Origin of the sequence: Propionispora vibrioides, from assembly GCF_900110485.1 — a bacterium.
GTDB lineage: Bacteria > Bacillota > Negativicutes > Propionisporales > Propionisporaceae > Propionispora > Propionispora vibrioides.
Genome location: NZ_FODY01000039.1, coordinates 1 through 13,198, shown reverse-complemented (window position 1 = coordinate 13,198; position 13,198 = coordinate 1). Strand labels below are relative to the sequence as shown.

General features: G+C 48.5%; 11 protein-coding genes and 1 tRNA gene. 2 read left to right on the top strand and 10 right to left on the bottom strand.

Annotated features, from left to right (window positions below):
* The first annotated feature begins 988 nt into the window (after window positions 1-988).
* Window positions 989-2,833 carry an APC family permease gene (locus tag BMW43_RS19820; protein ID WP_091752010.1) on the top strand — a complete coding sequence of 615 codons (1,845 nt, stop codon included), beginning with the start codon at window positions 989-991 and terminating at the stop codon, window positions 2,831-2,833.
* Window positions 2,834-2,959: 126 nt separating this feature from the next.
* Here BMW43_RS19820 and BMW43_RS19815 read toward each other — a convergent pair whose 3' ends face one another.
* The 10 genes from BMW43_RS19815 to BMW43_RS19770 all read right to left on the bottom strand — a co-directional run bounded on the left by BMW43_RS19815 (window position 2,960) and on the right by BMW43_RS19770 (window position 12,791).
* Complete coding sequence (locus tag BMW43_RS19815) at window positions 2,960-3,613, bottom strand: YczE/YyaS/YitT family protein (protein ID WP_091752007.1); 654 nt, start codon at window positions 3,611-3,613, stop codon at window positions 2,960-2,962.
* A 170-nt stretch (window positions 3,614-3,783) separates the two neighbouring features.
* A tRNA-Pro gene (locus tag BMW43_RS19810) sits at window positions 3,784-3,860 on the bottom strand.
* 60 nt (window positions 3,861-3,920) lie between these two features.
* Entirely contained in the window at window positions 3,921-4,844 is a 924-nt protein-coding gene (thrB, locus tag BMW43_RS19805) for a homoserine kinase (protein ID WP_091752004.1), read from the bottom strand.
* A 29-nt stretch (window positions 4,845-4,873) separates the two neighbouring features.
* A complete protein-coding gene (locus BMW43_RS19800; protein ID WP_091752001.1) occupies window positions 4,874-6,169 on the bottom strand; it encodes a homoserine dehydrogenase in 1,296 nt (431 codons plus the stop codon).
* A gap of 16 nt (window positions 6,170-6,185) precedes the next feature.
* On the bottom strand, window positions 6,186-6,632 hold the full coding sequence (locus BMW43_RS19795) for an ACT domain-containing protein (protein ID WP_091751998.1): 447 nt from the start codon (window positions 6,630-6,632) through the stop codon (window positions 6,186-6,188).
* A gap of 129 nt (window positions 6,633-6,761) precedes the next feature.
* Window positions 6,762-8,240 carry a stage IV sporulation protein A gene (gene spoIVA / locus BMW43_RS19790; protein WP_091751995.1) on the bottom strand — a complete coding sequence of 493 codons (1,479 nt, stop codon included), beginning with the start codon at window positions 8,238-8,240 and terminating at the stop codon, window positions 6,762-6,764.
* Between the two features lie 255 nt (window positions 8,241-8,495).
* Window positions 8,496-9,119, bottom strand: a complete 624-nt coding sequence (gene plsY / locus BMW43_RS19785) for a glycerol-3-phosphate 1-O-acyltransferase PlsY (RefSeq protein ID WP_091751993.1) — start codon at window positions 9,117-9,119, stop codon at window positions 8,496-8,498.
* A 21-nt stretch (window positions 9,120-9,140) separates the two neighbouring features.
* Complete coding sequence (gene der, locus BMW43_RS19780; RefSeq protein ID WP_091751990.1) at window positions 9,141-10,466, bottom strand: ribosome biogenesis GTPase Der; 1,326 nt, start codon at window positions 10,464-10,466, stop codon at window positions 9,141-9,143.
* Between the two features lie 377 nt (window positions 10,467-10,843).
* Complete coding sequence (gene spoIIP / locus BMW43_RS19775; RefSeq protein WP_091752054.1) at window positions 10,844-12,040, bottom strand: stage II sporulation protein P; 1,197 nt, start codon at window positions 12,038-12,040, stop codon at window positions 10,844-10,846.
* Complete coding sequence (locus BMW43_RS19770; protein WP_091751987.1) at window positions 12,033-12,791, bottom strand: DUF1614 domain-containing protein; 759 nt, start codon at window positions 12,789-12,791, stop codon at window positions 12,033-12,035. The genes spoIIP and BMW43_RS19770 overlap by 8 nt, the downstream gene beginning before the upstream one ends.
* Window positions 12,792-12,984: 193 nt before the next feature.
* Between BMW43_RS19770 and BMW43_RS19765 the strand changes: the two genes are divergently transcribed.
* A partial coding sequence (locus tag BMW43_RS19765) for a hypothetical protein (protein ID WP_143050672.1) occupies window positions 12,985-13,198 on the top strand: 214 nt, incomplete at its 3' end.

The window sequence follows — 13,198 nt, the reverse complement described above, 5'->3', positions numbered from 1 at the left end:
TGAGCTTAGTGACCCGGAAGACACCGGCAGGGATCAGGTCTTCGACAGTGAGACAACTTGGGATACTCCTTATGATAATAATAATGATACCGATGAAACGTCGGATGACAGTTTCTCAGCGGATGAACGTCTTATTGGCTGTTTTCCCACCAGTACGCCTTGCCTTCCCCGTCCTTGCCCCCCGCGGCCTTGTTTTCCGCTGCCCTGCCGTCCCCGCCCTTGCAATCCGCAATTTTGTCTCCCACGCCTCTGTCCGCCGCGGCCTTGCTTTCCGCGGCCTTGTCCGCCCCGTCCCTGCAATCCGCAAATGTGTTTCCCACGGCCTTGTCCGCCGCGCCCCTGTCCGCCTAACACTTGCAAGCCCCGTTAATTCCGGTGAGCGGTCTTGACTGCTCGCCGCACTCTTTTTTACGGCTGCAAGGCAAATTGCCGCGTTATAAAACAAAACAGCACCTAAAACAATACCTTCTAGTGGTCTGTCTACTTTGAAAGCGCAAAATAATCGCAGGAATTTTATCGAAAAGGCGAGTCGGAGGAGACGTGCCTTTCGGACATAGATAAGCTGACGGCAATGAAGCATGTGGAAAAAGTCCCGCGAAGTCATTGTAATTTCAGAGTAAACAGACCACTATAGTGGTATAATTCCTCAAAAACCAGCGAAAACTGACAAAAGATCAAGAAAGCGGATAACCTTATCAAAATTAATCTTGCCAAAGCATGCCATTCAGTCTAATGACATTAAACAGAACTTTCTTTATTGCGCCAATCCGCTATAATTGATCTTATGAGATGAGCCAATTTCATTGCGAAGGGGTTACGTTTCAGGAGGGAATCCTGCCTAGGCATGGAATGTTTCCTTGTCATTCCACCGCCATCTGCCTTCGCAAAGCTAAAACAAGGGCACGAGACCGCTTGTAGGTCTTCTTTTTGTTTTTATAGTATTTTATCTCATTACGTACATACTAGAATTTGGAGGTAGATCTATCCTATGATGCGATTGCTCAGGCGTCTGCTGATCGGCAAGCCGCTGCACAATCAAGAAATGGCCCATGAAAAGCTTTCCAAGCTGAAAGCTTTAGCTATTTTTTCTTCAGACGCGCTTTCCTCAGTGGCCTACGGTCCGGAACAGATCATGATCATTCTGGCCGCATCTCAAGTCATGGCCTACGGTTATCTGGGGCCTGTCGCTCTGGCCATTTTGGTGCTGCTGTTTATTGTAACTATTTCTTATGTCCAGGTCGGCAAAGCCAACCCCGGTGGCGGCGGCTCCTATTCGGTAGCTATCCACAATCTGGGCGAATTCCCCGCTCTGACTGCTGCCGCTGCACTGTTTGCCGATTACACCCTTACCGTGGCCGTAAGCGTTTCCGCCGGCACCGCAGCGCTGATGTCAGCGTTTCCCGAGCTGCTGCCTTACGAAGTCCCCATCGATCTCGTCATTCTATTTGGTATTTTAATGCTTATTAATTTACGCGGTATCCGTGAGTCTTCCACAACCTTTGTCTTTCCGACTTACTGCTTCGTCTTCGGCATATTTGCCCTGTTGCTTACAGGCTTTTATCAGGCCCTGACCCAGCAGGCGCCGGTCATACCGGTCGAATCCTTATCCAAACAGTGGGATTGGACCATGTCCTTTTTAATCCTGCGGGCCTTTGCCAACGGCTGCAGCTCCATGACCGGGGTAGAAGCCATTTCCAACGGGGTTCCCATGTTCAAAGCCCCTGCGCCCCGCAACGCTACCATCACTACGATGTGGATGTCGGGCATTTTGGGCTTTATGTTCATTGGCATTTCCTTTTTGATCATGCATTTTCACATTTTACCCCAGGACGGCGTAACGGCGCTCTCCCAAGTTGCCGAAGATATCTTCGGGCGCAACTGGCTTTATTATTACATTCAATTCACCACGATGGGCGTACTGTATCTGGCTGCTAACACTTCGTTTAACGGCCTGCCGCCGCTGCTTTCCATCCTTGCCCGCGACGGCTATATGCCCCGTTATCTGGGAGCAAGAGGTGAACGGCTAAACTTTTCCAACGGCATCATCCTGCTCAGTGTTGTGGCCGGCATTCTGATTGTTGCCTTTAACGGCAATACGGAGCATTTGATTTCGTTATATGCCATCGGAGTATTTATTTCCTTCACCATCGCCCAAACCGGCATGGTGGTCCACTGGAAACGGGAAGGCGGCCATTATTGGCTGCCCCGGGCCGGCATTAACGCGATCGGCGCAGTTGTGACCGGCATTGTTGTTTTAATTATCGGTATAACCAAGTTCTTTTACGGCGCCTGGATTGTCCTGATCTTTATTCCATTAATGATCACCATGTTTAAAAAAATCCGCAAGCATTATGATGACATGGCCGATCAGCTTCATCTGCCGATGGAAGAACTAAATCCCGCCATAGCGGCCAAGATATTCCCGGGGAAAAATATTGTTATTGTGCCAATTGCCAGTCCGACCAGCGTAGTGGCCCATACCTTAAAATATGCCAAATCTATCAGTGAAGAGGTGATTGCTCTTCATATTGCCACCGACGAAGAAACAGGACAAAAGATTCAGGAAAAATGGCATAACTGGAATCCCGGGGTACAACTGATAACGTTATATTCTCCCTATCGCTTAGTCATCCAGCCGTTAATCGACTACGTGAGCGAACTGGCGGAGAAAAAGGGTCCCAACGATTATATCACTGTGCTCATACCGGAATTTGAAACCCGTAAATGGTGGCACCGCCTCCTCCACAATCAGACAGGCTGGATTTTACGGACCTTGCTCATCTTAAAGGAAAACGTCATCGTAACCACCATCCCGTTCCATTTGACAAAATAAGCAAATATAAAGGTGCTGCCAGCGTCTAGCAAGACGTCGGCAGCACCTTTACTATTTGTCTGATCAATGACTCTACTTTCTGCACTATCCAAAAACTCCCGGTAAAAGAAACCGTTCGCTGTCTTCTTATTGACCATTTTCCCCTAACCTACCATCATTTTGATTTGCGTAGCTTACATGGTTTAAAAAAAATCTTACAACAAAACCGGTAAGCAGCGCTGAAAGCAGCGTACCCTCACGAATGCCCCGCAGCTCACCAAAGTAAAGCCAGGATAATAAACCGGCCAAAAGAACGATACTGGTGTCAAAACAGGTCTTGGTGTAGCCAAATTCAAAATTCCAATGTGTAGCAATAGTCTTAACAATTCCCTCACCTGGCAAAATAACAACATTACCGATAATCTCCAAAGCGATACCGAATGCCATACTACAAATTCCCAGCAATAAAGTAATCATTTGCCCAAGGTACATGGCCGGAGCCACATTGCTAAGCAGGAACATCGTAAAATCAATAAAACAGCCAAACAGGCCGGTCATGGGAATTTGCAGCAGTTGAATATAGGGAAATTGGCGACGCAAAATGATTATTTGCCCAAGCAAAAACACCATATTAATGATAAAGGTAAATGCCCCCAGCGAAACAGGATAGCGCAAACTTAAAATATAAGGAGCGCTGGAAATGGGCGCGGTGCCAAGCATGCTTTTAATAATACAGGAAATGCCCAAAGACACAAAGAACAGACCGCAAATGAACAATTCATACCGCTTGGTTATCGACATAAGAAACCCTTCTTTAAAATAGAATATAATTTTGTTTTAATACCAACAGAAATATGTAGCACTTCTAGTAAAACAGGAAAGACCGTCAAATAAATGACGGCCTTTTACAATCTTATTAAAGTTACTTGTACAAAACAGATTCCCTAGGTGGTTTACAATATTAAAATTACTGGTCGGAGCGGCGGGACTTGAACCCACGGCCTCTACCACCCCAAGATAGCGCTCTACCAAACTGAGCTACGCCCCGACTGACAAAGAATATTATACCTGTTATATCATCCTATGTCAACAAGCTTTTGATAATTAATTAATTAATTATTTTTGCTCCGTCCGGATCAATTGACAGTACATGATAACCGGCTTTTATCTGATGGCGCCCAAAAGCCGCCACCATGGCATCACCAATCGCTGTTTCCCTGCTGACGGCAAAGGCAATTAGGCAAGGGCCGGCGCCGCTGATAGCCGCACCTAGCGCTCCGTTAGCCAGGGCCGCCTGAAAGACCTCCGGCATGCCCGGAACCAGCTTCTGGCGATAAGGCTGATGCAGTTTGTCTTCCAGCGCATATTGCAAATGTTGAAACTCGCCTTTACATAAAGCTCCTATCAGGATGGCCGTCCGACCGACGTTAAATACCGCATCCTGCAGGGAAACCGTTTGCGGCAACACCTGACGGGACGCTCTGGTGGAAAGGGTAAAGTCCGGGACAGCCACGATCATCGATAGCGGTGCCGGCGGTAAAAAACGCAGGTGATGGGCCTGTGAGGCGCCTTCACTGCCAGCGGCCACCGTGCTTAAGGTAATGCCGCCGAATAAAGCCGGCGCCACATTATCCGGATGCCCTTCCATTTCCGTCGCCAGCTCAAACAGTTGCTGTCTGGTCAACTGATTGCCACTGATGGAGTTGGCAGCCACCAGGCCGCCGACAATGGCCGCGGCACTGCTGCCCAAGCCCCGAGCCAGGGGGATCGCATTATCCATTCGAATTCTGATCCCGCCATAGACAAAGCCTACTTTGGTAAATACGGCTCTAGCCGCCTGCCAAACGATATTCTTTTCGCTGTGCGGTATCGCGCCTGCACCTTCACCGGACACTTCGATGGTTAAACCGCTCGCTTCACTGACAGAAAGCTCCAAACTATTATAAATGGTACAGGCAATTCCGACCGAATCAAAGCCCGGTCCGCAATTGGCCGTTGTACCGGGAACACGCACTTTGACAGTTTTTAGCATATATCCTCCCAATTTCGGGCCACTAGTACTCATCCGATGGTTTCAGTTTCTACCCGGATGACACTGCGAATTTGATTGACCACCGACATGCTTTTGATAATACCTATGGCAGATCGCAAATTGGCGTCGGGCACCCGGTTGGTAATCAATACGACTTCTGCGCAGCAATTGACTTTACGTTTTTGAATAACCGAGTTTAAGCTGACCAATTCAGCGGCAAACGCGCCGGCAATGGCCGCGAATACCCCCGGTTTATCTTCAACCAGCAGTCTGACATAATATTGAGATTCCGTCTTTTCCACCGGGCAGATCGGCTTCTGATCAAAGCAAGTGCAGAGAATTCGGCTACTGACACCGTGCTGGATATCTCGGGCCACATCGATAATATCGGCTACCACCGCGCTGGCGGTCGGCATTTCGCCGGCACCACGTCCATAAAACATCGCCTCGCCTACCGCATCACCCTTAACAAAGATGGCGTTAAACACATCCTGCACGGCGGCCAGTGGATGATTTTTCGCAACAAAAGCCGGATGCACCCGCACATCAATTCCTTTTTCGTCCTCTTTGGCAATCCCCAACAGCTTAATAACATAACCCAATTCACTGGCATAGCCGATGTCGGCCTTGGATAGGGATGTAATCCCCTCCACCGAGACATCATCCACGGAAACTCTAGCACCGAAGGCAATGGATGCTAAAATGGCAATTTTCCGGGCTGCGTCAAGACCTCCCACATCAGCTGTCGGATCGGACTCGGCATAGCCTTTGGCCTGGGCCTCGGCCAGAACTTCTTCAAAGTCCAGCCCCTCGTTGGTCATTTTAGTCAGCATATAGTTGGTTGTCCCGTTGACAATTCCCATTACTTCACTGATTTTATTGCCGGCCAGGCATTGCTTCAACGGGCGAATAATCGGAATACCACCGCCCACACTGGCTTCAAACATTAAATCCAGCTTATTCTCTTCTGCGGCGGTAAACAGTTCACGGCCATAGCGGGCCATGACATCCTTATTGGCGGTCACCACATGCTTACCGGCTTGCAGCGCTTTCAGCATATAATCTTTGGCTGGCGTCTCGCCGCCCATCACTTCCACCACAATATCAATGTCGGGGTTATCGATAATATCCTCTAGCCTAGTGGTAATCAGCTCATCCACAGCAACGCTGCGGGATTTGTCCGGATTACGGACCATGATTTTTTTTATCTGAATATCCGCACCGACTTTTTGGGCAATACTATTTGCATTGTTAGCAAGAATTTTTACAACGCCAGTACCGACAGTACCTAATCCCAATAGACCTACATGAATTGCCTTCCTCATACTGCCATTCTCCCCTCTACTCTTGCCCAAGCACTTCTAATCGCTTCACACCCTCAACCATCCGTAATTTGTCCAATAAAGCCTCCAAATCAATCGACAGATCGGCTGTTTCCAGCGATATGGTGGCATTGGCCACCCCCTGCAGCGGTATGCCCTGATTAATGGTCAACACACTGCCATGATCGCCGGCGATCGTGTTCAGCACGCGCGACAACACGCCCTGCTTATGCTCCAATAGCAGAGCCAGGGTGACAATCTTTTCCCGGCTGGCTTCATAAAAGGGAAATACATAATCCTTGTACTTATAGTACGCGCTCCGGCTCAGCTCCATCTTCTCCACTGCTTCATTTATGGTGCGCGCTTCGCCGCGTTTGAGCAAATCCTTTACTTTGATCGTCTTTTTTATTGCCTCTGGTAAAATCTCTTCGCGGACTAAGAAAAAGCCCGATTTTTGTCCTGCCACTCTTTCGCCTCCCAGTATTTCAGAAAAGGATAAATATCTTTTGATGGTAGACATTATATCATCTTTTACCCCTATTTTACAAGTACAAATAAAAAAAATCGTCAGTCCATAACAGACTGACTTGGTTTATTAAAAAATAATGCATATTAAACCGCCACTGCCTTCGTTCACGACCCGCTGCAGCGTATCTCTGAGCTTGACCTGTGCCGATTCAGGCATGCCTGACAGTTTGTTTTGAATGCTTTCTCTAACCAGAGAGTTAAGCGATTTGCCAAACAAATTAGTGCGCCAGATTTTTTCCGGTTCGCCTTCAAACTCGCGCATTAAGTATTGAATCAATTCCTCACTTTGTTTTTCCGTACCGATGATGGGAGAAATCTCGGCTTGAATATCGGTCCTAATAATATGCAGCGAAGGAGCCGAAGCTTTGAGGCGCACACCAAACCGGTTGCCGGTCCGGATGATTTCCGGCTCTTCCAGAATCATTTCTTCAATTTGCGGCGGTACAATACCATAGCCGGTCTCACGCACCTGCTCCAGTGCGCCGGCCATTTTGTCATACTCCCGTTTGGCCACGGCAAGGTCCTGCATCAGGCGCAACAAATGATGTTCCCCCGAAATGGTAAAGCCGGTAAGTTCCTCCAGCACCTGATAAAAAAGATCCCCCCGTGCCGTAATTTCGATAACAGCAATGCCGTTGCCCAAATCCATATCGTGCAAAATAACGTCCGCGATAAAATCATAGCCCGACAAATCGTCAATCGCCCGGTCAATATCCCGGAGTCGCTTCACATATTGAATGACTTCCTCCACAGCAGTGGTAAATTTCTCGCGGAGCCAATGATCTTCCAGCAACTCCTCAATCCATTTAGGCAGCGATATATTGACTTCCTTGACGGGGAATTCGTATAAAACTTCCTGCAGCACGGCATACACATCATCCTGATTCAACTGGGCGCAGTCGATGGGAATGACCGGAACATCATAGCTGGTTTCCAGTTTTGCTACTAGTTCACGTGTTTCTTTGGCCGTCGGTTTATTAGTATTTAAAATGACCAAAAACGGCTTTTCCAGTTCCTTCAGTTCATTGACCACCCGCTCTTCGGCGGCAATATATTTATCCCGCGGTAACTCAGTGACACTGCCGTCGGTGGTGACTACCAATCCGATGGTGGAATGCTCGGCAATGACTTTCCGTGTGCCGATTTCAGCCGCTTCCTGAAAGGGTATTTCGTTTTCAAACCAGGGAGTTAAAACCATCCGTGGTCCGTCATCCTCTTCGTAGCCCAGGGCGCCTTCCACGGTATAGCCCACACAATCCACCAGACGCACGTGAACACTGACATTTTCATTCACATTGATTTCAACCGCTTCGTTGGGGATAAACTTCGGCTCCGTGGTCATGATGGTTTTGCCGCCGGCGCTTTGTGGCAGTTCATCCTTGGCCCGTTCTTTCTCATAAGGATCTGTAATATTAGGCAGCACCATATTTTCCATAAAACGTTTGATAAAAGTTGATTTTCCGGTACGTACCGGGCCTACCACGCCAATATAGATATCGCCGCCGGTACGTTCGGCAATATCGCGGAACAAGTCGAATTTTTCCATCTCCCTTATCTCCCTCCCCATGACTACTTATATGTATTTTGTTGCAGTCGCATGATAAGCTTCTCCAATCCCTCCCTTAATACAGCGTCATCGCAAAACAAAAGCTATATCAGTACCGTGTTTCATAATGAAACAATGAACGGATAGCAGCAGTCCCTGATTAATCACTAATAAATATATGACATGCCACTTAGAATATGACTCCGCAAAAAAAAGAGTATGGAAACTTTCTCCATACTCTTCTCACCCTGTCACTTATTGTTTTTTCTCTTTATTCTCCGGCGGCCCGGCATGGCTGCCTGCTTTAATTTTTAATTCATTGCCCTGCAACAGCCGCTGGATATTGGCCTTGTGACGGATGACCACAAAAGCGGCCGCTACAATACCAAAATAGAAATACTCCGTATTTTCGCCCAGCACCCACATGCTGACTGGAACCAGAAGAGCGGCCACCACCGAAGCCAGCGAAACATACCTGGTGGTAAATACAATGACCGACCACAGGAAAAACACAATGACGGTCACATTGGGCACCAATACGGCAATAACCCCTAAGCCGGTAGCCACCCCGCGTCCGCCCTTGAAACCAAGAAACAGCGACCAGTTGTGCCCGGCCATGGCCGCAATGCCGCCAGCCAGTAAGGACAGCGGTGATCCGACCAGCAGCTTGCCAAGAAAGACACCGGCCACCCCCTTTAAGGCATCGGTAAGAAACACCCAGAATGCCGGCCAGGGTCCCATAACCCGGTAGGCGTTGGTGGCGCCGATATTTTTGCTGCCGTACTCTCTTAAGTCAACTCCTTTGAGCTTGCCGATCAGCAGCCCATTGGGAATCGACCCGATAATATAACTCAAAACGAGTACTATCGTATATTCCATTTGCTCTTCACCCTGCCCCGCTTATTCATCCTTCTCTTTTTTTCCCCGGACGACTAATTTCAACGGAGTTCCTTCAAAGCCAAAGCTCTCCCGCAACTTGTTTTCCAGAAAACGCAAATAGGAAAAATGCATAGCCTCCGGCTCATTAACAAACAAAATAAAGGTCGGCGGTTTGACATCGGGCTGCGTGGTAAAATAGATTTTCAGCCGTTTGCCATGGGCAGCCGGCGGTGGATTGATCGCTGTGGCATCAGAGATGATCTGATTAAGTATACTGGTGCTGACCCGCATGTTATGTTGTTCGGCAACAAATTTGATTAGCTCGGTCAACCGTCCCACCCGCTGCTTGGTGAGCGCCGAGGTGAACAAAACAGGCGAATATTGCATGAAGCCCAGTTCACTTCTGATATTTTCAGTAAACCGCAGCGAGGTTTTGCTATCCTTCTCCAACAAATCCCATTTGTTTACCACAATAACACTGGCTTTACCGGCTTCATGGGCATAGCCGGCAATTTTTTTGTCCTGTTCGGTAACTCCCTCCACGGCGTCAATGACCATCAGCACCACATCGGCCCGGTCGACAGCCCGCAAGGAACGAATAACGCTATAGCGCTCCACCGGCATTTCAATCTTTGACTTACGGCGCATACCTGCCGTATCAATGAGGACAAATTTCGTGCCGTCGGTGACGAAGTGGGTGTCAATCGCATCCCGCGTCGTGCCGGCCACATCACTGACAATGACCCTTTCTTCTCCGATCAGGGCGTTCACCAGCGAGGATTTACCAACATTTGGCCGGCCAATGACTGCCACCTTGATTTCATCACTCTCTTCCGCCGCTTCGCCTTCTTTCGGCAGTTGCTCCACAACGGCATCCAGTAAATCTCCCAGATTCAGGATATTGGCAGCCGATACCGGAATGGGATCACCCAGCCCCAAGTTGTAAAATTCATAGATGTCGTGATTATCCTTAATGGTGTCAACTTTGTTAACGGCAAGTAATACCGGCTTGCGCGTATTACGGAGAATATTGGCCACTTCCTCATCCGAGTTGGTCATTCCGGTTTTACCGTCGACAATAAATAAAATAACATCAGCTTCGTCAATCGCCAGTTTTGCCTGATGGCGTATGGCATTCAGCATGGTGTCATTGGTCTCCAACTCAATACCGCCCGTATCAATCATTGTAAATTCATGCCCCAGCCACTCGGCATCCATATAAATGCGGTCACGGGTTACCCCCGGCATATCCTCCACAATGGATACACGCTTTTTGCCGATGCGGTTAAACAACGTGGATTTGCCAACATTAGGACGCCCCACGATGGCTACAATTGGTTTACTCATCATATCACCCTATATTACTCATATTTATTCGCTTACCTATACTATCTCCAATCAGACAACAGATTATATAACCCGGCTGCGCCCTAATGGTCTGTAAGCCCTAATTCTATAGTGTTTTTGCGAGATCCTATAGCCTTAGAGTTTACAGACCACTAGTCAGAACGACAGACAAGCGCGGTTCATTATATACTATTTTTACTTTCTTGGCTACTGTTTCCATCCCAGCAGGAAATACCACATAATAAAAATACCCTTATGTGGCACTTATCTTTTACCTCTTAATTACAATATTCCGTTACTCCGGCCTGTTTTCCTGCAAAATAAAGAAAGAGTGAGGAATAAAATCCGGTCACTCTTTACAATTGGCTGCCGCCAAGCTATTCGTCTTTCTCTTTCTGTTCCTCCGGTTCGTTGAGCTTCTCTTGGCGCTTTTTGCGGGGAGCCAAAAAATTGGCAAATTCCGTACTGGTAAATTGCTTTAACTTTGATTTTGCCTCTTTCATACTGCCGGTACTGAGAAAGAGAAAGGCAGCGGCTCCCACGACCAGCAGACCGATAATCCAGCCCATGGACTTAGTGGCACCGGAAGGACCGGCTGCCGTCGAGCCAAATCCCGCCGCACCGGCTTGCTGCTGTTCCGAGCCCTGTTGTGCTCCCTGGGCCGCACCGCCGCCGGCCTTATTGATAACAGCGGGAAGTACATCGGCAAATAAGGCTATCCCCCGTTCAGCCGAAGGGCGGTCATTCGTATGGGCACCCACTTCTACCAGCATCGAGCGGGGATGTAAATCCTGGTTGTAGTCTCCACCCTTGGCGAAAAAGATCCCTTTGATCAGACCCGGATGCATTTGGTCGGAATTAGCTTTGAGCTGCAGCGCGTAGTCTTCGATTTGTTTGCCGGTAGGACCATATTTACCTACCACCAATTGCAGTTTGGTTACATCTTCGCCATTAATGTTTGCTTTGTACACTTCCGGTGGCGTTGAATCGCGGTGTACATCAAAAATAGCATCAGGCTGCTCCTGCTTGATTAGGGTAGCCGCCGTACGGCGCGAGCGCTCGTAGGCCATGTCGTCATGAGGATCATGCCTGGCATCCGAATGGACCACTGCCATGCCGTCTGCCTGCAAGGCACTGGCAAAAGCATCACCGACTTTGTAAATGCCGCCATTGCCATAAATGCTGTCCGTACCGTCGGTAGGTACATAGGATTCATCCGAATGGGTGTGATAAATGGCGACTTTCCCCTTATTATCCTGCGCAGAGGCAATTGAAGGCTTTAGTATGCCGGCAAACCAGGACTGCTTGGCTTGGTCAGGCAGGTACTCCGTAATGTTCACTTCACCCAAAAACCGCGCCGTAGCCTGACTTCCTTCCATACTAACCACTTCGTACCGTTTATTTTTCTCTGTCAGAAACTGATCACCCACATTAACCTTCCAGCCGGTAATATAGACGGTTTCGCCTTGCTCGTCATGAATGGTATAGGTAGTATCGGAATGAGCGTAGACAGTGCCTTGCAAAAAAAGCACCAGACACAGCGCGCCAAGCATGAGCAGGATTCGCTTATTCATGGTCGTCACCCCGTTCTTCCTCTTTTTTTGCCGTATCGGCCGGTTTCCCCTTTTCCGTTCCGGCGCCTTTTTTATGATTATAGAAAATCTCTTTACTGAACTCGTACAAGCCTTCCGGGCGATTAGGACCCAGGACAGGACCGCCCTGCAATTTTTCTCTGGTTTCACCCACCAGTTCGGCCACCATAACACCGACAAAGCCGGCAATCATCACCACATCAAAAGCACCGGCGCCACCAATATTGGTGGTCCCCGTGACACCCAACCCCATCAAGGTAAACATATGGACAATATCGCTTAGAATGATGCCCAATACCCCGCCGGCAAAAGCACTCCGGCGGGATCGCCCGGCCAGATAAGCGATCAGACCAGCGGAAATTCCATAAATTAACTTGGGGTCTAGAAACATATTTTCCGGCTCATAAGGCAAATACCGGGAACCGAGTGATACGGCGAAAGCAACCAGCACGGCCGATACAACAGCCCGTATTTTTTCCGAGGTTTCATCAGCTTTAGCAATCAACCAGACCGACAGCAAAAAGGGCAGTAATGCACCACCGACATTGACGCTAAGCGCCACCGGCGCCCTCATCAGCGGAATATCAACAAAGCTCCCTACAATTACCGCCAGAATAAACCACAGCGCCTGTTTATCCGTTAAGCGCATTCTATCCAGAATCCGCTGCGCCAAACCGAAATAAACCAGAACTGCCACAACCAGCAAAGTAATCATTCCAATTGGCATTCCCATTTTTTTGTCCCCTCTCATACCAAAATGTATTTATCCGGTTGCCTTAGCTTTTCCTTTTCCCTACAGATTCATGCAAGAGAGACAAAATTGACAAAGAGAAAAGCATGGATTTTGATGAACCGGAGCAGGAAAAACGGACATTGAAAGAAAAAGCCTCCAGTCGTAGGATAGAATTACGACTGGAGGTTTTGTCATGTCAGGGAAAAAAGGGATGTTACGGTATGGCCAGGAGATGAAAGAGATAGTAGTCCAGGGGTATCGTAGAGGGATTAGCATACGCGAATTAAGCAGACAATATGGAATCAGTCGATATGCCATCCAAAGCTGGTGCGGTCTGCGCAAGGAGGTGGAACTTCGCCATGCGGCGCCGCTACCCAAGGGACGACCTACAGAAAAGTCGAAAACGC